Source organism: Pacificoceanicola algae (genome assembly GCF_049341065.1).
GTDB lineage: Bacteria > Pseudomonadota > Alphaproteobacteria > Rhodobacterales > Rhodobacteraceae > Pacificoceanicola.
Map to the genome: position 1 here is coordinate 230,566 of NZ_JBMPIX010000002.1, position 19,565 is coordinate 250,130.

Below are 19,565 nucleotides of genomic sequence, written 5' to 3' on the forward strand. Positions count from 1 at the left end.
AGTGACACCCGGATTGTTCCCGAAATTTCTTTCAGTTCCGCTAACACCCCTCCCTGCCATGTCTAAGTGGTTGCAGAGCGAACCGTTATCGCTAACATAGCTGCAGCGCGGCATGACTACCCACTCTCCCTAATTTACCCTATGACTGGAAAGATCTATGCCCTGTCCAAACTGCCTAATCGGGGGACGACCCATATGACCAGCTTTAACAAGATCCTGATCGCAAACCGTGGTGAGATCGCCATTCGCATCATGCGCGCAGCCAACGAGATGGGGAAAAAGACGGTGGCCGTCTATGCCGAGGAGGACAAGCTGGGCCTGCACCGTTTCAAGGCAGATGAAGCGTATCGCATCGGCGAAGGGCTGGGGCCGGTACAGGCCTATCTGAGCATCGACGAGATCATCCGCGTCGCCAAGGAAAGCGGCGCTGACGCGATCCATCCGGGCTATGGCCTGCTGTCGGAAAACCCCGATTTCGTCGATGCCTGCGAGGCGAACGGGATCACCTTTATCGGCCCCAAGGCGGCAACCATGCGCGCCCTTGGAGACAAGGCCAGCGCCCGCCGGGTCGCGATCGAGGCTGGCGTGCCAGTCATCCCGGCCACCGAGGTTCTGGGGGATGATTTCGAAGCGATCCGGGCAGAGGCGGACGAGGTTGGCTATCCGCTGATGCTCAAGGCCTCCTGGGGCGGCGGCGGGCGCGGCATGCGCCCGATCGAAGGCCCAGACGAGCTGAAGGAAAAGGTGCTTGAAGGCCGCCGCGAGGCCGAGGCCGCCTTTGGCAACGGTGAAGGTTATCTGGAAAAGATGATCATCCGCGCCCGCCATGTCGAGGTGCAGATTCTTGGCGACAGCCACGGCAACATCTACCATCTGTACGAACGCGATTGCTCGGTCCAACGGCGCAACCAAAAGGTGGTCGAGCGCGCCCCGGCCCCCTATCTGAGCGAAGCCCAGCGCGAGGAAATCTGCGAGCTCGGCCGCAAGATCTGTGCCCATGTGAATTACGAATGCGCCGGCACCGTCGAATTCCTGATGGATATGGACACCGGCGCCTTTTATTTCATCGAGGTCAACCCGCGCGTGCAGGTCGAACATACCGTCACCGAAGAGGTCACCGGCATCGACATCGTGCAGGCGCAGATCCTGATCGCCGAGGGCAAATCTCTGGCCGAGGCCACTGGTAAGGCCAGCCAGTACGACATCCGCCTGAACGGCCACGCCCTGCAGACCCGGATCACCACCGAGGACCCGGCGAACAACTTTATCCCAGACTATGGCCGCCTGACCGCCTATCGCAGCGCAACCGGCATGGGCATCCGTCTGGACGGCGGCACGGCTTATGCGGGCGGCGTGATCACACGCTATTACGATTCGCTGCTGGTCAAGGTCACCGCATGGGCGCAGACGCCGGAAAAAGCGATCTCTCGGATGGATCGAGCCCTGCGCGAATTCCGTATCCGCGGCGTGACCACGAACATCGAGTTCGTCATCAACCTGCTCAAGCATCCGGTGTTCCTGAACAATCAGTACAGCACCAAGTTCATCGACACGACGCCAGAGCTGTTCCATTTCCGCAAGCGCCGAGACCGGGGCACCAAGGTGCTGACCTATATCGCGGATATCACGGTAAACGGACACCCCGAGACCGAAGGCCGGGTGCGTCCCGCAGCCGATCTCAAACCTGCACGCGCGCCAAAGCTGCACGTCGAAACGCCCGTCCCCGGCACTCGCAACCTGCTGGAGGAAAAGGGTCCACAGGCCGTGGCCGACTGGATGCTGGCGCAGAAACAGCTGCTGATTACCGACACCACCATGCGTGACGGGCACCAATCCCTGCTGGCAACCCGCATGCGCTCGATCGACATGATCCATGCGGCACCGGCCTATGCCCACAACCTGCCGCAACTGTTCTCGGTTGAATGCTGGGGCGGCGCGACCTTTGACGTGGCCTATCGCTTCTTGCAGGAATGCCCGTGGCAGCGGCTGCGCGATCTGCGCGCCCGCATGCCCAACCTGATGACCCAGATGCTGCTGCGCGGCGCCAACGGCGTCGGCTATACCAACTATCCCGACAACGTGGTGCAGTTCTTCGTAAAACAGGCCGCCGAGACCGGAGTCGACGTCTTCCGCGTATTCGACAGCCTGAACTGGGTCGAGAACATGCGCGTCGCGATGGACGCTGTGCTGGACACCGGCAAGGTGCTAGAAGGCACGATCTGCTATACCGGCGATATCCTTGACCCTGACCGCGCCAAGTATGACCTGAAATACTATGTTGCCATGGGCAAGGAGCTGAAGGCCGCAGGCTCGCATGTGCTGGGTCTCAAGGACATGGCCGGACTTCTCAAAGCCTCGTCCGCCGGGGCACTGGTCAAGGCACTGAAAGAAGAGGTCGGCCTGCCGATCCACTTCCACACGCATGACACCTCGGGCGCGGCAATTTCGACCATCATGGCAGCGCAGGCCGCTGGCGTGGACGCGGTTGACGCCGCGATGGACAGTTTCTCGGGCAATACCTCGCAGCCGACGCTGGGCTCGGTCGTTGAAGCCCTGCGCTTTACTGAACGCGACACCGGGCTGGACATCTCGGCGATCCGCGAGATCTCGAACTACTTCGAAGCGGTGCGCGGCCAATACGCGGCCTTCGAATCCGGCCTTCAGGCCCCGGCCTCCGAGGTTTACCTGCACGAAATGCCCGGCGGCCAGTTTACCAACCTCAAGGCGCAGGCACGCAGCCTTGGGCTGGAGGAAAAGTGGCACGAGGTCGCCCAGACCTATGCCGATGTGAACCAGATGTTCGGCGATATCGTCAAGGTCACGCCCTCGTCCAAGGTGGTCGGGGATATGGCCCTGATGATGGTGTCGCAAGGGCTGACACGGACTCAGGTCGAGGATCCGAAGGTTGATCTGTCGTTCCCGGATTCGGTCATCGACATGATGAAAGGCAACCTTGGCCAGCCCCCGGGCGGCTGGCCCAAGGCGATTCAGAAAAAGATCCTGAAGGACGAGAAACCCTTTACCGAACGCCCCGGCCTGAAAGCCGCGCCGGTGGATATCGAAGCGGCTCGGGCCACTTTGTCCAAAGAGCTGGAGGGGATGACGATTGATGACGAGGATCTGAACGGCTACCTGATGTACCCGAAGGTCTTCCTCGACTACATGGGCCGCCACCGCCAGTACGGCCCGGTGCGCACCCTTCCGACCAAGGCCTTTTTCTATGGCATGGAGCCGGGCGAGGAAGTCACCGCCGAGATCGACCCCGGCAAGACGCTGGAAATCCGCCTCTCAGCGGTGGGTGAAACGCAGGAAGACGGCAATGTGAAGGTCTTCTTCGAGCTGAACGGCCAGCCCCGCACGATCCGCGTACCCGATCGCAAGGCTGCGGCCAGCACCGCCGCGCGCCCCAAAGCCGAACTTGGGAATGCCAACCACGTCGGCGCACCGATGCCCGGCGTCGTCGCCTCGGTCGCGGTGCAGGCGGGGGCCAAGGTCAAGACTGGCGATCTGCTGCTGACCATCGAAGCGATGAAGATGGAAACAGGCATGCACGCCGAACACGACGGGGTCGTCAAAGCGGTCCACGTCACACCCGGTGCGCAGATCGACGCAAAAGACCTGCTGATCGAGTTCGAGTGAAATGAGCCGGGGTGAGTGGATTTCGAAGCCAGAAATCCACTCACCCTGCTGAATGGCGGGGACTTCTTGAAGCAAGTGCAACGGGAGGAAAATGATGAGCGGTTTGAAAAAATCCTCGGCGCAGCTGGTCGCCGAGGCGCGCGCCCGCATTCAGGAGGTCACGACCGACGAGGCGATGGCGATGCTGGACGATCCGGATGTGGTGATCGTTGACATCCGTGATATCCGCGAGCGGCAAAAACTGGGCTATATTCCCGGCGCCGTCCACGCCCCGCGCGGCATGATCGAATTCTGGGTCGACCCCGAAAGCCCCTATCACAAGCCGGTATTTGCCCAAGAGGGCAAGCGCTATGTCTTTCACTGCGCGTCGGGCTGGCGGTCAGCTTTGACCGTGGCGGCTCTGGCCGGGATGGGATTCGAGGCAGCGCATATGCGGGACGGCTTCTCGGACTGGGTGAAACAGGGCGGAGCCGTGGAAAAGGAAAGCCAATGGGGCTGAGGGTTTCCCTGCGCTTGCGGCGCATGGAAGCCTCGTTTGCGGCAGAGGCAAAATTGTTCATTTTTCCTCTTGCACCCATGCGCGCCCCGGCTTAAATCCCCCTCACCATTTGGCACGCGGGCGTAGCTCAGGGGTAGAGCATTACCTTGCCAAGGTAAGGGTCGGGCGTTCGAATCGCCTCGCCCGCTCCAAATGGTTGGCCTTTTTAGGGGTCCAAAGACAAAGCCTTTGAATGGTTGGTTTTTGGGGAAACCTGAGAAGTCAGAAGAAAATGGTTTGCGGGCGTAGCTCAGGGGTAGAGCATTACCTTGCCAAGGTAAGGGTCGGGCGTTCGAATCGCCTCGCCCGCTCCATTTTCTCTTTTCTCTTCGGAACATTGGTAAGATCGACACGAACCGCATCCGAGCGGGCCGTGTGCTATTGGCGCGGGCGGGTGCAAGCCCTATAAGGCCCGCGATGCCCGTGACGCCAAGGAGACTTCGAATGCGCAAGGCCAAGATCAGCCGCAAGACCGCTGAGACCTCGATCGAGGTCGAGATCGATCTGGACGGCAGCGGGACCTATGAAAACCAGACCGGTGTGGGCTTTTTCGACCACATGCTGGATCAGTTGTCGCGCCATGCCTTGATTGACATGACCGTGCGCGCCACGGGCGATCTGCACGTCGATGACCACCATACGGTCGAAGATACCGGGATCGCGCTGGGGCAGGCCCTGTCGCAGGCGCTGGGGGACAAGCGCGGCATTCGGCGTTACGGCTCTTGCCTGCTGCCGATGGACGACGCGCTGGTGCGTGCGGCGCTGGATTTGTCGGGCCGCCCCTTCCTTGTTTGGAACCTTGACCTGCCCTCGCCCAAGATCGGCACCTTCGACACCGAATTGGTGCGCGAGTTCTTTCAGGCGCTGAGCACTCACGGCGGGATCACCCTGCACGTAGACGCACTGCACGGGATCAATTCGCACCACATTACTGAGGCGGCCTTCAAGGCGGTGGCCCGGGCGCTGCGCGAAGCCGTAGAGCCCGACGCCCGCAAGGGTGATGCGATTCCCTCCACCAAAGGCGCGCTCTGACAATCCGGTTGGCAGCGGGGGTCCGCCCCCCTGCTGGCACCAGAGTATTTTGAACACCAAGAAGACAGGGGTCTGAGCAAGACATGCTGACGGCGATCATTGATTACGAAAGCGGAAATCTGCACTCAGCCGAGAAAGCCTTTCAACGGATGGCGGCAGAGGCTGGCGGCAGCGAGGTGGTGGTGACCACCGATCCCGATGTCGTGTCCCGGGCCGATCATATCGTGTTGCCCGGTGACGGTGCCTTTCCGTCCTGTTCCCGCGCTTTGCGGGCCTCGGGCTGTTTCGAAGCCATGGTTGAGGCGGTCGAGACGCGCGGGCGCCCATTCTTGGGGATTTGCGTCGGCATGCAACTCATGGCACGCATGGGCCATGAGTACGAAGAATGCGAAGGGCTGGGCTGGATCGACGGGGAAGTGATGCATATCACACCGAACGATCCGTCGTTGAAGGTGCCACACATGGGCTGGAACGATCTGGTGATCGAGCGCCCGCATCCGGTGTTGGACGGCATCCAAACGGGGGATCACGCCTATTTTGTGCATTCCTACCAGATGCGTCTGGCCGACCCGGCCCAGCGCATTGCGCATGTAGACTACGGCGGTGACGTCACGGCCATTGTCGGACAGGACAATCGCATCGGCCTGCAATTCCACCCGGAAAAAAGCTCGGACACCGGCCTGCGGATGATCGCCAACTTTCTCAAGTGGCGCCCATGAGCGCCGCCCCGCGCGCGGTTCTAAGCTGGTCCTCGGGCAAGGATTGCGCCTATGCCTTGCATATCTGCCGCCAGCAGGGACTGGCTCAGGTCGAGGCGCTTTTGACGACGGTAAACGAGACCCACGACAGGGTTGCCATGCACGGCACGCGGCGGGCACTGTTGCAGGCACAAGCAGCGGCCCTGGGTCTGCCATTGATCGAAGTGCCCCTGCCCTTTCCTTGCCCAAACGAGGTTTACGAGGCACGCATGGCCGAGGCCACGCAAGAGATCGCAGCGCGCGGGATCACTCACATCGTCTTTGGCGATCTGTTCCTTGAAGATATCCGGCGCTATCGCGAGGAAAAGCTGGAAGGCACCGGCCTGACCGCGATCTTCCCGCTGTGGGAGCGCGAGACGCTTGGCCTGGCGCGTGAAATGCAAGAGGCCGGGATCAAGGCGCGCATCGTGACCTGCGATCCAGCGCGCGTTCCCGAATCGCTGTGCGGCCAGCCTTGGGACGCGGCATTCGTCGCGGCCCTGCCCGAAGGGGTCGATCCCTGCGGTGAGAATGGCGAATTTCACACGGTTGTTACAGACGGGCCGGGGTTTGCCGCCCCCGTCGCCCATGAACTGGGCGAAGTCGTACTGCGCGAAGGCTATGCCTATGCGGACGTGATCCCGCTTACTTGAGCCGGGTCCAGACCTGACCGTCGCAAATCGCGCCTTTGCAACCGATCACCTCAAGCGTGTTGCCGGTCAGTTCTGCCTTGGCCTTGGCGGTCACGTTGAGCAGCGGCACAAAGACCGTTCCCCCGGCATAGCGGCCCGCGCCCAAAGCCTTGAGATCCCAGAACAAAGGTTTGCCGACATTCGGTGTCATCACTTCGCGGCCTTGTTGATCGAAGGCCTTGATCACCCGGCCACAAAGCGCCGCCCCGCAGGGGGCAATCTGGATATGACTGGTCAGTTTCTTGCGGTCCGGCTCGGTTTTCCAGAGACCCTCGGCAGGGTCAGAGGCCAGCACCGGAGATGCCAGAACCGCACAAATAGTGGCAATGGCGAGGGGTTTCATGGTTGGTTTCACCTTTCATGAAGGCAGCGCCCATTCGGGCCTGACTTCAATCAGGTAACCAGTCTTTGGCGCTTTACCAGTGGGCTGACCGCAATCAGCCCACTGGCTCGGCACCGTTCCGCTTACTGCACGCGGGTCCATGTCTGGCTGGAGCACAACAGCCCACCGGCTACGCAGCCTGAAAGCTTTAAGATGTTGCCGCTCAGGCTCATCTTGCCGATGTAGACCTTGTCATTGGAGGGGCGCCAGACCTTGCCCTTGTACTTGCCGCCGCCCTGAGGCGCCATGTTCCGCACCAGCATCTTGCCCTTGTTGGGCGAGTTGTATTCGGCCCCGCCCTCAAAGGACCGGCTGATCACGCCGCAGACATTTGGTCCACAGGGCTGCATGGTGACATAGGCATAGCGGCCATCGTCGACCTCGGTCTTCCAGACGCCTTCGATAGGGTCGGCATGGGCCAGTCCGGCCAAAACCGAAAGCCCAAAGCCCAGCATGAATGCCTTCATGATTTCTCTCCTCCCTGAGTGATGAGGTCAGCTTGACGCGCCTAACCCTTGTGGATCAAGCTTTACGTGAGGGCCTAAAAGGTCATGACGTCACGGCGCGGTGAACTTCTGCGGCTTGTGCATGCCGCTACGTCAGAATAAAGGGCAGGCAAGTATTTGGAAGGGCAATCAAAAATGATCCTCTATCCCGCTATCGATTTGAAGGATGGCAAGGCCGTGCGCCTGCTGCGCGGCGACATGGACAAGGCCACTGTCTTCAACGACGACCCCGCCGCGCAAGCGTTGGAATTTGTTGCCGCCGGTTGCGAATGGCTGCACCTTGTCGATCTGAACGGCGCCTTTGCCGGAGAGCCTGTGAATGGCGCCGCGGTCGAGGCGATCTTGTCCCAAACCCAGACCCCGGCACAACTGGGCGGCGGCATCCGCGACATGGCGACCATCGAAATGTGGCTGTCCAAGGGGCTGGCGCGCGTCATCCTCGGCACTGTCGCGGTCGAAAACCCCGATCTGGTGCGCGAGGCCGCCAAGGCCTTTCCCGGCAAGATCGCCGTCGGCATCGACGCTAGGGATGGCCGCGTCGCCACCAAAGGCTGGGCCGAAGTCACCGATGTGGACGCCACCGATTTGGCGAAATCCTTTGAAGATGCGGGCGTTGCAGCGATCATTTACACCGACATCAACCGTGACGGCGCAATGCAGGGGCCGAACGTGGCCGCGACGGCAGCGCTTGCCCATGCCGTGACGATCCCGGTGATCGCCTCGGGCGGCGTTTCCTCGCTCAAAGACCTGAAGGCCCTGCGAGACTGCGGTGCTCCTCTGAACGGCGCAATCTCGGGCCGGGCGCTTTATGACGGCGCATTGGACCTGAACGAGGCGATCAAGGCCCTGCGCGCCTGAGCCAATCAACCTGCCCCGCGTTTGGGGCAGGTCAACGCGCGTTATTGCCCGGCCGCCTTGGCTGTCAGTTTGGCCAGCGCCCCGGCCATCACCGGCAAATAGCCTGCCTCTGGCCCGACACCATCCAGAGCCGTCAGCATTTCGGCGGGATCCTCGTAGGCCAGCCAGACCTTCCCGGCGTCCTCGTAAACCAGAACCCGCAACGGCAGTAAAAGCCCCGCCTGAATATCGTCCTGCATGGCGGGTGTGCCCAACTTGGGGTTGCCAAAGATCAACAGCTGCGCAGGTTGCAGATCTTCGCCGATGCCTTCGGCGCCCTTGGCATGATCCACGCGGGCAAAGACCGTGGCCCCCGCCCCTTTGACAGCTGCGACAAGGGCATCCATCGTCTCGGGCACATCCGCCGAGGCCGGAACCTTGACGACCTCCGCCCCTGCAGCAAGCGGCAGAAGCGTCAAGCACAGAGCGGCAATGGCAGATTTCATGGCGGCCTCCTTCGACAGATCCAAAGGCGTCATGCTCTCGCATTGCCAGAAGCATTCATAGGCACAATCCCGCGAGCGCGCGTGAGCGCAGCCTTCAGATCGACCCGGCCTCGATCATATCCGGCACCACGGACTGGATGGCAAAGAACATGTGCCGCAGGTTGGTGTCCTGCCGGTCGTCCCATTAGTCGGGCTCCACTTCGCGCCAATCGTGGCGGTCATCGCGGGCGGCATTGTTGTCCAGTACCTGCACCGGGCCAAGCTGATCCTTCAACGATTGCATCGCATTGCGCAGCGCCGCGATATCGCGCAGATCGGCGATCGCATAAGCGTGCTTGCCCTCCAAAGCGCCGACCAGCGCCTTTGACGCGCTTTCATCCAGATCGACAAAGCCAACCCGCGCGCCCTGCGCCGCAAATCCTTTGACAATCTCGGCCCCGATCCCCGAGGCGCCCCCGGTCACAGAGACCGCCTTACCCTTCAGGCTTGGATAATTCGCGAAATTACGGCTCTTGGTTGTCTCTCCTATTTGCCTTTCACGAAACATACCGCGGCAGAAATGGACAGCCTTCGCCGGTCTGCGTGCACCAAATGCTCAATTCCTGCCCGAGGCATCTTCACAAACCCCGCTGTTTCGCGCTACCTGAACCGCATGTTGAAAACCCGTATCATCCCCTGCCTTGATGTCGCCGATGGCCGCGTCGTCAAAGGCGTGAATTTCGTCGATCTCGTCGACGCCGGCGATCCGGTTGATGCCGCCCGCGCCTATGACGCCGCAGGCGCGGACGAGATTTGCTTTCTCGACATTCACGCCACCCACGAAAACCGCGGCACCATGTTCGACGTGGTCACCCGCACCGCCGAACAATGTTTCATCCCGCTGACCGTCGGTGGCGGCGTGCGTACCGTGGCTGACGTGAGGGCGCTTTTGCTGGCCGGGGCGGACAAGGTTTCGTTCAATTCCGCCGCCGTCGCCAATCCTGATGTGGTGGCCGAAGCTGCCGACCACTTCGGCTCGCAATGTATCGTCTGCGCGATTGACGCCAAAACGGTCGAGCCGGGCCGCTGGGAGATTTTCACCCACGGCGGACGCAAGTCCACAGGTATCGACGCCGTGGAATTCGCCGTGATGATTGCCGCCAAGGGCGCCGGGGAAATCCTGCTGACCTCGATGGATCGCGACGGCACCAAGGCGGGCTTCAACCTGCCCTTGACCCGCGCCATTGCCGACGCGGTGGATATTCCCGTCATCGCCTCGGGCGGTGTCGGCACGCTGGACCACCTTGTCCAGGGCGTCACCGAAGGACATGCGAGCGCCGTTTTGGCAGCCTCAATCTTTCACTTCGGGACTTTCACCATCGCCGAAGCCAAGGCCCATATGGCCGCAGCTGGCGTGCCGGTGCGCCTATGACCCTCGAAGAGCTTGAACAAATCGTCGCTGCCCGCGCCGAAGCCTCACCCGAAGAAAGCTGGACAGCCAAGCTGCTGGCCAAAGGTCCGGAGAAATGTGCCGAGAAATTCGGCGAAGAGGCGATAGAAGCCATCATCGAAGCGGTCAAGAACGACCCGGACAAGCTGGCCTCAGAGGCTGCGGATGTGCTGTTTCATCTGCTTGTGATGCTGCGCGCCCGAGGCGTCGCCTTGGCGCAGGTCATGCAGGTTCTTGAAAGTCGGCAATCGCAATCGGGTCTGGCAGAGAAGGCCTCGCGAAAAGGCTGACCCCACCGGCGCGACTTTTCTTTATCCTGCGGTATGACATCCTAGAACAGCGCGGGATCGGTTCACTTGGGTGGAAGTAAATCGGTTACCTCAGACGCCAAGGGACGGTGGGCGGGGCGTCTTTGCCAAAGGCAAACAGCGCCGCACAGCGTCACAACTTGGAAGAAATCACCCCGGTGTTGAATCCGCCCATGCGCAATTCGCCAAACAGGCGCTGATATTCGATCTTGGGGCAACGGTTCTGGATTACATCAATGCCGCGTGCCTCGGCCAGTGCCGCGGCTTCCGCGTTCTCGACGCCAATCTGCATCCAGACCGTGCGCAGCTCCGGAAACACCTGCAACGCTTCTTCGACGATAGGGGTCACATGTTCCGAGCGTCGGAAAATATCGACCATATCCACCGTGTCAGGGCAGTCCGACAGGCTCGCCCGCACCTCTTGCCCAAACAGCCGTTGCCCGGCGTTCCCGGGATTGACCGGAACCACCTTGAACCCTTTGAGTGTCAGATACCGCGCCACATAATAGCTGGGCCGCACCGGGTTCATCGACACACCAACGACAGCCACCACTTTGGTGCGGGTCAGGATATCTTTGAGAAAAGCGTCAGAATACTGCATGAGCGCAGTCTATCCCCCTTTTTGAGAAAGAAAAAGCGCCCGGGGCAAAACCCGGGCGCCAGTCACGGAACGAGGGACAGTGAAGGTTTCGCGGGGGTTCCGGCCCCGCGACCTGATAGGAATATAGGCGGGAATGTCACAGTTAAAAGGGTTGTCAAGAAACTGTGAACATTTTTCTTGACGATCAGCCAAAGGCAAATCTCACGTCTCAGCCAAGGGCGGTTTGGGCATAACTCGTTGCAAGGTTGCATGGACATGCTCTGACGGATCGCGCCCAATGGCCCGGGCGTGGCGCAGCAGAAACAGTTTCGCGATCCCTGACCACGTCCCCACCGAAGGCGCATTGGGATCGCAGGGAAAGCGTGCGCGCCAGCCTTCCGGCAACTCAACGCCGCAGCCTTCCAACCGTTCCAGCATCCAGACCAGCGGAATGTTCGACAAGCCGCGCGCCTCGGTGAAATCCCCCAATTGCCCACCGACATCGCCGTGGGTGCCGCGGAACCAGACCTGTTCAATCTGTCCCGTCCATTCCTTGGGGCTGGACCAGAGCACAGGCGCATAGGCCATGCGCGTTTCGTCATAGGCCAACGCCTGATAACCGCGCCGGACCGACGCGCCCAGTTCGTGGTTGTGAAACGCGTGTTCGTCCCGATACAGCCGCCAGAAGATCGGCAGGCGCAGACCAAGCGCTTTGACCGTATCCCAAACGCCCACCATTTCGATCGGTGCGGACTCGTGGCAAAACGCGCGCTTGAAATCTTCCGCGACCTGTCCCCCCGTATCGTATTGGTACAGCCTGTACGCCTGGCGGACATTGCGCACCGTGGCCTGATCGGCGCGCACCAGTCCCACCCGGTCGATGATCCCGGCCAAGGAACGCACCGCATAGGCCCCGCGCGAATAGCCCATCAGGATGATCCGGTCACCGCTGCGGTAACGCGAGGCGAGATAGCCATAGGCCCGGCGGATTTGTCGATTGATCCCGCGCCCCATGATCACATCCGGGGTCGAGCGCCAGTCAGACCATTGCACACCGGCCTCATAATACAATGAGGCATGGCCCACTTCGCTGAGCAGGCGAAAAGTCAGACCGGCATTGGTTTCCTCGCCCGGTTTGAGCGAGGACATGGTGCCATCAAGAATGATCACATGGTCTACAGGTCCGCGACGCGGCGCATAGGCAGAGCGTCCGGTGGAAAAGCGCCGCCGGATCCACCCTAAAAGCTTATCACTCAGCCGCGACCGCATTGTCCTTCAACATTTCCCACACCCTCTGAGGTGTGAATGGCATATCCACCTGTTTCACTCCACGCGCCCATAGCGCATCCTGCACTGCATTGCCCATCGCCGCCATAGCGCCGACGGTTCCAGCTTCGCCACAGCCCTTCATGCCCATGGGGTTGGCGGTTGACGGCACCGGCTCGGTCTCGAAATGGACCCAAGGCATATCATCCGCGCGCGGCATACCATAGTCCATGAACGTAGCGGTCAGCAGCTGGCCTTCGTCGTCATAGACGACATGTTCGACAAGCGCCTGACCAAGCCCCTGCGCCACACCGCCGTGCACCTGCCCTTCGGCCAGCATCGGGTTGATCAGATTGCCGAAATCATCGACCACGTGATAACGATCGCAGATCACCTTCCCGGTTTCGACGTCGATTTCCACCTCGGCAAAATGCGCCCCGTTGGGATAGCTGCGCGCGGGCAGTTGTTCGCGCGCTTTCCAGACCAGCAGATCCTCGCGCCCAGCTTCGCGGGCCATCTGCGCCGCCTCCAGCATGGTCGGGTGCAGGTTGGACCCTTCGGCGCGGAACCGTTCGTCGTCGAACGAGACATCTTCGGGCGCGACGCCCATCTCATCAGCAAGAAACGCGGAAAAGCCTTCAACCATTTCGCGCACGGCCTTGAGCGTCACGTTTGTTTGCGTCGTGACCGAGCGCGACCCGCCGGTGCCGCCGCCTTGGGCGATCAGGTCGGAATCGCCCTGAATGACCTGAATCTTATCGGCCGGAATGCCCGTCTGATCAGACAGGAACTGCGCAAAGACGGTCTCATGTCCCTGCCCGTTCGACTGTGTGCCCACGTAGATCAGCGCGCCACCCTCCTCGGTGAAATCAACCTGAACGCCTTCGGAAGGATCGCCCAGAATACTTTCAATATAGTAACACAGGCCAAGGCCGCGCAATTTGCCTGCCGCCTCCGAAGCGGCCCGGCGCGCGTCAAAGCCCGCGATGTCGGCGGTTTTCATCGCATGATCCAGCACACGAGGGAAATCGCCCACATCATAGGTTTCTCCCGTCACAGTCTTATACGGAAACTCTTTGATGAAATTGAGGCGGCGCAATTCCAATGGATCTTTGCCCAATTCCCGCGCAGCGCGGTCCATGATGCGTTCGAGCACATAGATCGCCTCGGGGCGGCCAGCGCCGCGATATGCGTCGACCTGCGTGGTGTTGGTCAGGATCCCCTCGCAGCGCAGATAAGCCGTCTGGATGTCGTAGGTGCCGGTCAGAACGCGGGCGAACAGGTTGGACTGGATCGCCTGCGCGAAGTTCGAACAATAGGCCCCGAGGTTGCAGAAATTATGCACCCGGTAGGCGGTGATCTTGCCAGCGGCGTCAAAACCCAGCTCGGCCATGGTCACCAGATCGCGGCCCGCGTTGTCGGTCAGCATGGCCTCGGTCCGGTCGGACATCCAGCGCACCGGGCGGCCCAACATCCTGGCAGCCAGCGGGACGGTGAAATATTCAGGGTACGGCATGCCCTTCATGCCAAAGCCGCCACCGACATCGGGGTTGGTGACGCGAATTTGCTCGCCCTCCAGATCGAAGACGCGGGCCAATTCGCCCTTCATGCCCCAGACGCCCTGCCCGTTGAAAGACAGGTGCACCTTGCCGTCAGTCCATTCGGAAAAGCAGCCGCGCGGCTCCATCGAATTGACGATGATCCGGTTGTCGCCAACCTCAAGCCGGATCACGCGATCCGAAGCCTCTAGCGCCTTGGCGGTGCCCTCTTCGTCGCCCAGACCAAAGTCAAAGGCGCGATTATCGGGGGCTTCGGGATGCAGCGGTTCGCCTGCGGCGACCAGTTCCATGTGGACGGGCAGTTCGTCGTAGTCCAGCTCGATCAACTCGGCGGCATCTTTGGCCTGCTCAAGCGTTTCGGCCACCACAAGGGCCACCGGTTCGCCGACAAACCGCAGCCGGTCTTCGGCCAGAAAGGGGCGGCGCGGCTTGGCGCCATCCGAACCGTCGCGGTTTTTCATCGTGGCAAAGGACATGCCCTCGGTCACGCCTTCGGCTTTGATATCCTCGGCGGTCATCACCAGATGCACGCCATCCGCCTCGCGCGCCGCCGAGACGTCCAGCGAAGTGATCACCGCATGCGCCACAGGGGACCGGAAATAAAACGCCCGAAGCGCCCCCTGAGGCGCAATATCGTCGACATACTTCCCCTGCCCCGTCAAAAATCGGCTGTCTTCCACTCGAGTGACTGACTGGCTTTTCCCGAACTTGTCCATGACCTGTTCCCCGCGCAAGAATGACTGTTTGCGAAGGACTTTAGATGGCGCGGCGCCAGTGTCCAGCCACCCGCCGCGATTGTTGATCCGTCGGGACCACAAGTGCCGTACCGTAACCGTTGAACCCGGTGGACAGGCATTGGCTGTAGGCGCCCATGGCGTCGATCAACAGGTAATCGCCGTCTTGCAGATCATCTGGCAAAGGCAGCGGCGCCGGCAGCCGGTCAAGGCTGTCGCAGGTGGGTCCAAAGACGATCTTTGGCGCTGGCTGGCCGCGCCTTTGCCGGCCTTCCGGGCCAAGCACCCGGATGCGCTGCGAAGGCGGCAGATCGCGCCACTCCATCAAGCTGCCGTACAGGCCGTCATTCAGAACGACAGCCTCGCCGCTGACGGCCTTGACCTGCAGCGCAAGAGTAAAGGCCTCGGCGACCATGGCGCGGCCCGGCTCGCACACCAGTTGCGGCGGGCTGTTGCCGAAAGCCTCGCGGACGGTTTGGCCGATGCCGCGAAAGACCTCTCCAAGATCGGGCGGTATCGCGCCGCGAAAGGCCGCAAAACCGCCCCCGACGTTCAGCCTTGTCAAGCGGACGCCAGCGCGCCCGGCGATCTCGGCGCAGGCCGTGATATAGCGCTGCCAAGGCGCGGGATCATCGCATTGCGTGCCCGGATGAAAGGTCATCGAGGTCACAGCGCCGCGCGCCTGAGCCGTGCGCAAAAGCGCGATGGCGGCCTCTGGCTCGGCGCCGAATTTGTCACCAAAATCATAGGCCGCGCCTTTGACCGGCAGCTTCAGACGTACGGCGATCTCTTGCCCCGCAATCGCGCCAAGCTTATCCAACTCGCTGGCCCGGTCGATTGACCAAGAGGTGATGCCAAAGCTTTCGGCCTCGCGAATTTCTGCGTTCGAGCGTATCGGGTTGTGATAGTGCAACCGCGCGTTAGGATTGACCGCGCGCACCTGCGCCATTTCAACGGGCGAGGCCACATCAAAGGCCTGCATTCCGGCGCCTGAAAGGGTTTGCAGCACCTCATGCATCGAATTGGCCTTGACCGCATAGGTCACTTCGCCGGGAAACCCCTGCTGAAACTGCGCCGCAGTCGTCGCCAGCGTCTTGGCCGAGAAGAAGAAAACGGGACCGTCCGGGGCCTTGCGGCGCAGCCAGATGGCAGGGTCGATCGGGATATCGGTGTGAATGCTCATTTCGCGCGCCTCATGCTCTTTTCTTTCAGCTTGGCTGCGTATGGGTACAATTGCACTCGTCAAAAGAATCACATTGCGTCATAATATTCGTCATATCGCAGGAGCTTTCATGCAGATTGACGAAACGGACCGCGCCTTGATTGCCTTGCTGTCAGACGACGCCCGCCTGCCTGTGGCAGACCTTGCCCGCCGCTTGGGGATCGCGCGAACGACGGTTCAGGCGCGGATCGACCGGTTGCAGGCGCGCGGCGCGGTGGCTGGGTTTACCATCCGGCGCGGTCCCGCCCTGCGTCCGGCGCTGCGGGCCACCGTGCTGGTCAGCATCGAACCGCGCTCTGGTCCCGCGGTTCTGGCGCGGCTCAAGTCGATGCCGGTTGTCGAAGCGGTGCATACCACCTCTGGCAGGGTGGATATGATCGTGACCTTGATTGCGCAGACCACGGAAGAACTGGATCGCACGCTGGACCTGATCGGCGAGGCGAAGGGGGTCAAAAGTTCGGAAAGCCTTATCCACCTGAGCACCAAGCTGGACCGGGGCGGCGGGTAAGCCTTTGCGCGCCCACGGCCGGTGGCACCTCAGGAGGCGTCGGCGCCCTTGTCTTCTTCGATGCCGTAGGTCTTGAACAACCGGCTTTGCAAAATGAAGAACAGAAAGATCGCGGCAGTCAGGCCGAAGGTCTTGAAATAGACCCATGTTTCGGTCGACATCGTGCGCCAAATCACTTCGTTCAACACCGCAAGCCCGAAAAACAAGAGCATCACGCGGCGGGTCAGGATCATCCAGCCTTTGTCCTGTAAGGGCATCAGCCCCTCCATCACCGCCCGAAGCCAGCTTTCGCCGCGCAACAGGCCAATGGCCAGCGCGCCGCCGAACAACAGATAAATCAGCGTCGGTTTCATCTTGAAGAACCGATCGTCGTTCAGCCAGACCGACAACCCGCCGAACACCACGATGAGCACCGCCGTCACAGCTTGCATCCGGCTGAGGTGACCGGTCAGTTTCCAAAGAATTCCGGTGGCGATCAGGAAGACCGGAATAAATCCGGCGGTGACAAGGATAAAGCCCTCGTACTCCGTCCCACCGATGATAAAGACGCGATCCTTCAACCAAAGGTAGGCCGCGAAGAAGGCAATGATCGGGCCCATCTCAAGAGTGGTCTTGAGGCCTGGATTGATCCGTTTTTGCGACATGGAGGGCTCCTTTGGCCGAATACTCAGCATCAGATAGGCGGTTCAGCCGCCAACCTCAACGATAACCGCCCCAAGAGCGATCAAAGCCATGAGAGCGATGCGGCGCGGACCAACCGTTTCCTTGAGCACCAGCCAGCCAATCAAGGCGGCAAAAACGGTTGAGGTTTCGCGTAAGACCGCCGCTTCGCCGACCTTGTCGAGCCGCGTGGCAAGCATGATTGAGCCGAAACTGAAAAAAGCAATCACTGCGCCGATTGTCCCTCGGGTCAGCAGGGGCGCCAGTTCAGGCGGCGCGGTCATGGCGCGATAACGTAGGGTTGCGATCACTGGCATGATCGCGCCATCGAACATGAAAAACCACGCGAGGAAGGTAAACGGGTTGGCCGTGGCGCGGATGCCATAGGCGTCATAGGTGGTGTAGAGCGCCACAAACAGCCCCGTCGCAAACGCGAAACTCAGGGCCGAAATCAGCGTATCGCGCGCCGTTATCAGGTAAATGTAGTTATAGACGGCAAGCCCGAAGATGCCCGCCAGCAAGGTTGCAACCCCAAGCCATTGGGTCAGCGTGAAGACCTCTCCGAAGATCAACCAGGCGCCGATAACGGCGAACAGCGGCCCGGTGCCACGCACCACCGGGTAGACAACGGTGTAGGCGCCGCGGGTGTAGGCGTAGGCCTGAAGCAGTTTGTAGACAGTGTGAATGGCAAAAGCGCCTGCGAAGATCGGCCACATATGCGGTTCGGGCCACGGCACGACAAACAGTGCAAAGGGCGCCGCCATCAGACCATAGGCGCCGTCGATCGCCCCGCGCGACAGCCAGGGATCGTGCCGCCCCTTTTGCAGCGCGCCAAAGACCGCGTGCAAAAAGGCGGCAAGCACGGCGAGGATCAGCGCCAGTTGGTGACCGGCCTCGGTCCCTTCGATGGAGATGAGCCAATCAGTCAAGGTTCGATTAGGGGCTCTGCCCCCGCGCAGCAGCGCTGCGCCCCCCCGGGATATTTTTGGACCAGTGAAACCAAAGGCTTTGCGCGCCGCGTCATTCGGTGTCGAGACCCGTCAAGGCAGCTGCGAATTCTTCGGGATCGAAAGGGGACAGATCGTCGATCTGCTCACCAAGACCGATGGCATGGATCGGCAGACCGAATTTATCGGCCAGCGCCACCAGCACCCCGCCCTTGGCGGTGCCGTCGAGTTTGGTCATCACAAGGCCCGTGACATCCGCGAGCTTTTGAAAGGTTTCGACCTGGCTCAGCGCGTTTTGACCGGTGGTGGCGTCAAGCACCAGCAGGGTGTTGTGCGGCGCCTCGGGGTCTTTCTTGCGGATGACGCGGACGATTTTCGCAAGTTCCTCCATCAGGTCGGCGCGGTTTTGCAACCGGCCTGCGGTGTCGATCATCAACAGATCGGCGCCATCGGCCTGCGCGCGGGTCATGGCGTCAAAGGCAAGGCTGGCCGGGTCCGAGCCCTCGGGAGCGGTCAGGACCGGCACTCCGGCGCGATCCCCCCAGACCTGAAGCTGCTCGACAGCGGCGGCGCGAAAGGTGTCGCCCGCCGCGATGACCACCTTCTTGCCCGCCGCGCGGAATTGCGAGGCGAGTTTGCCGATAGTCGTTGTCTTGCCGGAGCCGTTCACGCCGACCACCAGAACCACCTGAGGTTTCGTCGGATAGAGCGGCAGCGGGCGGGCCACCGGCTCCATGATGCGGGCGATTTCGCTTGCCAGAAGCTGCTTGATTTCCTGCACCGACAGCCTGCGACCCATGCGTCCCTCGGCGATGTTCGCGGTGACGCGCAGGGCGGTGTCCACCCCCATGTCCGACGCGATCAGCAACTCTTCGAGGCTTTCGACCATGTCGTCATCAAGCACGCGCTTGACGACTGGGGCGCCTTTGGCAGCGCCGCGGCCCAGCAGGCGGCCAAGGAAGCCGGGCTTTTGGACCGTGGGTTCGTCCGTTCCAACCGAGAGCGCCGCTGCCACCGCCAATTCATCCGGGCCAACATTGGGCATCGGATCGCCGGGACTGGGCAGTTCGAAGGGAGTCGTATCCGGAATTGGATCGCTGGGCTGAGGGGCCTCGCGCGGCGGCGCTTCGGGCGTCGGTTCGGGCGCGGGTTGGGGATCGACCGGTTGCGGCGCTTCTTGCGGGCGCGGTGTCGGCTCTGGCTCGGGCAGATCCGGCTGGGGCACTTCGCGCGGTGGCTCGGGCGGCGTTTCGGGGGCCGGATCAGGGGTGACGGGCGCGGGTTGCGGCGCTTCTTGCGGCGGCGTAGTAGGCTGTTCGCTGGGCGCCTCGGGCGGCAAGTCCGGCGCGGGGTGCGGCTCGGGCGTTTCTTCCTGACCGCCTTCCTCGACGATCGCTTCAAGCCCTTGATCGAGCTTGGAGGAGGATTTGAACAACCGGTTCTTGAGCTTGCCGAAAAGGGACATGGGTGGTCTCGTCTTTAG

General features: G+C 61.5%; 20 protein-coding genes and 2 tRNA genes. 11 read left to right on the top strand and 11 right to left on the bottom strand.

Annotated elements, in window-relative coordinates; all coding sequences use genetic code 11:
* Positions 1 to 195 precede the first annotated feature (195 nt).
* From ACOYQJ_RS03625 to ACOYQJ_RS03655, 7 genes are all read left to right on the top strand, one after another.
* On the top strand, positions 196 to 3,639 hold the full coding sequence (locus tag ACOYQJ_RS03625) for a pyruvate carboxylase (RefSeq protein WP_422904641.1): 3,444 nt from the start codon (positions 196 to 198) through the stop codon (positions 3,637 to 3,639).
* Positions 3,640 to 3,733: 94 nt separating this feature from the next.
* A complete protein-coding gene (locus ACOYQJ_RS03630) occupies positions 3,734 to 4,138 on the top strand; it encodes a rhodanese-like domain-containing protein (RefSeq protein WP_422904642.1) in 405 nt (134 codons plus the stop codon).
* A gap of 116 nt (positions 4,139 to 4,254) precedes the next feature.
* Positions 4,255 to 4,329, top strand: a tRNA-Gly gene (locus ACOYQJ_RS03635).
* An 87-nt stretch (positions 4,330 to 4,416) separates the two neighbouring features.
* Positions 4,417 to 4,491: transfer RNA gene (locus ACOYQJ_RS03640), tRNA-Gly, on the top strand.
* A gap of 130 nt (positions 4,492 to 4,621) precedes the next feature.
* Positions 4,622 to 5,209: an imidazoleglycerol-phosphate dehydratase HisB gene (gene hisB / locus ACOYQJ_RS03645; RefSeq protein WP_422904643.1), complete on the top strand. Its 588-nt coding sequence runs from the start codon at positions 4,622 to 4,624 to the stop codon at positions 5,207 to 5,209.
* An 83-nt stretch (positions 5,210 to 5,292) separates the two neighbouring features.
* A complete protein-coding gene (gene hisH, locus ACOYQJ_RS03650) occupies positions 5,293 to 5,928 on the top strand; it encodes an imidazole glycerol phosphate synthase subunit HisH (protein WP_422904644.1) in 636 nt (211 codons plus the stop codon).
* Complete coding sequence (locus ACOYQJ_RS03655) at positions 5,925 to 6,599, top strand: Dph6-related ATP pyrophosphatase (RefSeq protein WP_422904645.1); 675 nt, start codon at positions 5,925 to 5,927, stop codon at positions 6,597 to 6,599. The genes hisH and ACOYQJ_RS03655 overlap by 4 nt, the downstream gene beginning before the upstream one ends.
* On the opposite strand, the gene ACOYQJ_RS03660 is transcribed toward ACOYQJ_RS03655, so the two are convergent.
* Both ACOYQJ_RS03660 and ACOYQJ_RS03665 read right to left on the bottom strand, forming a co-directional pair.
* Complete coding sequence (locus tag ACOYQJ_RS03660; protein WP_422904646.1) at positions 6,592 to 6,981, bottom strand: DUF2147 domain-containing protein; 390 nt, start codon at positions 6,979 to 6,981, stop codon at positions 6,592 to 6,594. The genes ACOYQJ_RS03655 and ACOYQJ_RS03660 overlap by 8 nt on opposite strands.
* A gap of 122 nt (positions 6,982 to 7,103) precedes the next feature.
* On the bottom strand, positions 7,104 to 7,487 hold the full coding sequence (locus ACOYQJ_RS03665; protein ID WP_422904647.1) for a DUF2147 domain-containing protein: 384 nt from the start codon (positions 7,485 to 7,487) through the stop codon (positions 7,104 to 7,106).
* A gap of 174 nt (positions 7,488 to 7,661) precedes the next feature.
* Between ACOYQJ_RS03665 and hisA the strand changes: the two genes are divergently transcribed.
* The gene (gene hisA, locus ACOYQJ_RS03670) at positions 7,662 to 8,384 is read left to right on the top strand and encodes a 1-(5-phosphoribosyl)-5-[(5-phosphoribosylamino)methylideneamino]imidazole-4-carboxamide isomerase (protein WP_422904648.1); all 723 of its coding nucleotides are present in this window, start codon (positions 7,662 to 7,664) and stop codon (positions 8,382 to 8,384) included.
* A gap of 41 nt (positions 8,385 to 8,425) precedes the next feature.
* Here hisA and ACOYQJ_RS03675 read toward each other — a convergent pair whose 3' ends face one another.
* On the bottom strand, positions 8,426 to 8,869 hold the full coding sequence (locus ACOYQJ_RS03675) for a DUF302 domain-containing protein (RefSeq protein WP_422904649.1): 444 nt from the start codon (positions 8,867 to 8,869) through the stop codon (positions 8,426 to 8,428).
* A gap of 184 nt (positions 8,870 to 9,053) precedes the next feature.
* Entirely contained in the window at positions 9,054 to 9,332 is a 279-nt protein-coding gene (locus tag ACOYQJ_RS03680; RefSeq protein ID WP_422904650.1) for an SDR family NAD(P)-dependent oxidoreductase, read from the bottom strand.
* Between the two features lie 189 nt (positions 9,333 to 9,521).
* Between ACOYQJ_RS03680 and hisF the strand changes: the two genes are divergently transcribed.
* Together hisF and ACOYQJ_RS03690 are read left to right on the top strand one after the other, a co-directional pair.
* Complete coding sequence (gene hisF, locus ACOYQJ_RS03685; protein ID WP_422904651.1) at positions 9,522 to 10,280, top strand: imidazole glycerol phosphate synthase subunit HisF; 759 nt, start codon at positions 9,522 to 9,524, stop codon at positions 10,278 to 10,280.
* The gene (locus tag ACOYQJ_RS03690) at positions 10,277 to 10,588 is read left to right on the top strand and encodes a phosphoribosyl-ATP diphosphatase (protein ID WP_422904652.1); all 312 of its coding nucleotides are present in this window, start codon (positions 10,277 to 10,279) and stop codon (positions 10,586 to 10,588) included. The genes hisF and ACOYQJ_RS03690 overlap by 4 nt, the downstream gene beginning before the upstream one ends.
* Positions 10,589 to 10,739: 151 nt before the next feature.
* On the opposite strand, the gene ACOYQJ_RS03695 is transcribed toward ACOYQJ_RS03690, so the two are convergent.
* The 4 genes from ACOYQJ_RS03695 to ACOYQJ_RS03710 form a co-directional block, all read right to left on the bottom strand.
* Positions 10,740 to 11,207 (bottom strand): CoA-binding protein, encoded by a 468-nt coding sequence (locus ACOYQJ_RS03695; protein ID WP_422904653.1) that lies wholly within the window; start codon positions 11,205 to 11,207, stop codon positions 10,740 to 10,742.
* 201 nt (positions 11,208 to 11,408) lie between these two features.
* The gene (locus ACOYQJ_RS03700) at positions 11,409 to 12,455 is read right to left on the bottom strand and encodes a T6SS phospholipase effector Tle1-like catalytic domain-containing protein (protein WP_422904654.1); all 1,047 of its coding nucleotides are present in this window, start codon (positions 12,453 to 12,455) and stop codon (positions 11,409 to 11,411) included.
* The gene (locus ACOYQJ_RS03705) at positions 12,436 to 14,727 is read right to left on the bottom strand and encodes a xanthine dehydrogenase family protein molybdopterin-binding subunit (RefSeq protein WP_422904655.1); all 2,292 of its coding nucleotides are present in this window, start codon (positions 14,725 to 14,727) and stop codon (positions 12,436 to 12,438) included. Before ACOYQJ_RS03705 ends, ACOYQJ_RS03700 begins: the two co-directional genes overlap by 20 nt.
* A 40-nt stretch (positions 14,728 to 14,767) precedes the next feature.
* Positions 14,768 to 15,928, bottom strand: coding sequence for a type III PLP-dependent enzyme (locus tag ACOYQJ_RS03710; RefSeq protein ID WP_422904656.1), 1,161 nt, complete (start codon positions 15,926 to 15,928; stop codon positions 14,768 to 14,770).
* A gap of 109 nt (positions 15,929 to 16,037) precedes the next feature.
* Here ACOYQJ_RS03710 and ACOYQJ_RS03715 point away from each other — a divergent pair, with 109 nt between their 5' ends.
* Positions 16,038 to 16,475 carry an Lrp/AsnC family transcriptional regulator gene (locus tag ACOYQJ_RS03715; RefSeq protein WP_422904657.1) on the top strand — a complete coding sequence of 146 codons (438 nt, stop codon included), beginning with the start codon at positions 16,038 to 16,040 and terminating at the stop codon, positions 16,473 to 16,475.
* 29 nt (positions 16,476 to 16,504) lie between these two features.
* On the opposite strand, the gene ACOYQJ_RS03720 is transcribed toward ACOYQJ_RS03715, so the two are convergent.
* From ACOYQJ_RS03720 to ftsY, 3 genes are all read right to left on the bottom strand, one after another.
* A complete protein-coding gene (locus tag ACOYQJ_RS03720; RefSeq protein WP_422904658.1) occupies positions 16,505 to 17,119 on the bottom strand; it encodes an inner membrane-spanning protein YciB in 615 nt (204 codons plus the stop codon).
* Between the two features lie 42 nt (positions 17,120 to 17,161).
* Complete coding sequence (locus tag ACOYQJ_RS03725) at positions 17,162 to 18,064, bottom strand: EamA family transporter (RefSeq protein WP_422904659.1); 903 nt, start codon at positions 18,062 to 18,064, stop codon at positions 17,162 to 17,164.
* Positions 18,065 to 18,155: 91 nt separating this feature from the next.
* Complete coding sequence (gene ftsY, locus ACOYQJ_RS03730) at positions 18,156 to 19,547, bottom strand: signal recognition particle-docking protein FtsY (RefSeq protein ID WP_422904660.1); 1,392 nt, start codon at positions 19,545 to 19,547, stop codon at positions 18,156 to 18,158.
* Positions 19,548 to 19,565 lie beyond the last annotated feature (18 nt).

Coding starts and splice junctions, on each gene's coding strand:
- ACOYQJ_RS03630 (WP_422904642.1), top strand. CDS start 3,734: ATGAGCGGTTTGAAAAAATCCTCGGCGCAGCTGGTCGCCGAGGCGCGC.
- ACOYQJ_RS03665 (WP_422904647.1), bottom strand. CDS start 7,487: ATGAAGGCATTCATGCTGGGCTTTGGGCTTTCGGTTTTGGCCGGACTG.
- ACOYQJ_RS03660 (WP_422904646.1), bottom strand. CDS start 6,981: ATGAAACCCCTCGCCATTGCCACTATTTGTGCGGTTCTGGCATCTCCG.
- ACOYQJ_RS03625 (WP_422904641.1), top strand. CDS start 196: ATGACCAGCTTTAACAAGATCCTGATCGCAAACCGTGGTGAGATCGCC.
- ACOYQJ_RS03715 (WP_422904657.1), top strand. CDS start 16,038: ATGCAGATTGACGAAACGGACCGCGCCTTGATTGCCTTGCTGTCAGAC.
- ACOYQJ_RS03720 (WP_422904658.1), bottom strand. CDS start 17,119: ATGTCGCAAAAACGGATCAATCCAGGCCTCAAGACCACTCTTGAGATG.
- hisB (WP_422904643.1), top strand. CDS start 4,622: ATGCGCAAGGCCAAGATCAGCCGCAAGACCGCTGAGACCTCGATCGAG.
- ACOYQJ_RS03695 (WP_422904653.1), bottom strand. CDS start 11,207: ATGCAGTATTCTGACGCTTTTCTCAAAGATATCCTGACCCGCACCAAA.
- ACOYQJ_RS03675 (WP_422904649.1), bottom strand. CDS start 8,869: ATGAAATCTGCCATTGCCGCTCTGTGCTTGACGCTTCTGCCGCTTGCT.
- hisH (WP_422904644.1), top strand. CDS start 5,293: ATGCTGACGGCGATCATTGATTACGAAAGCGGAAATCTGCACTCAGCC.
- ACOYQJ_RS03705 (WP_422904655.1), bottom strand. CDS start 14,727: ATGGACAAGTTCGGGAAAAGCCAGTCAGTCACTCGAGTGGAAGACAGC.
- ACOYQJ_RS03690 (WP_422904652.1), top strand. CDS start 10,277: ATGACCCTCGAAGAGCTTGAACAAATCGTCGCTGCCCGCGCCGAAGCC.
- ACOYQJ_RS03710 (WP_422904656.1), bottom strand. CDS start 15,928: ATGAGCATTCACACCGATATCCCGATCGACCCTGCCATCTGGCTGCGC.
- hisA (WP_422904648.1), top strand. CDS start 7,662: ATGATCCTCTATCCCGCTATCGATTTGAAGGATGGCAAGGCCGTGCGC.
- ACOYQJ_RS03700 (WP_422904654.1), bottom strand. CDS start 12,455: ATGCGGTCGCGGCTGAGTGATAAGCTTTTAGGGTGGATCCGGCGGCGC.
- ACOYQJ_RS03655 (WP_422904645.1), top strand. CDS start 5,925: ATGAGCGCCGCCCCGCGCGCGGTTCTAAGCTGGTCCTCGGGCAAGGAT.
- hisF (WP_422904651.1), top strand. CDS start 9,522: ATGTTGAAAACCCGTATCATCCCCTGCCTTGATGTCGCCGATGGCCGC.
- ftsY (WP_422904660.1), bottom strand. CDS start 19,547: ATGTCCCTTTTCGGCAAGCTCAAGAACCGGTTGTTCAAATCCTCCTCC.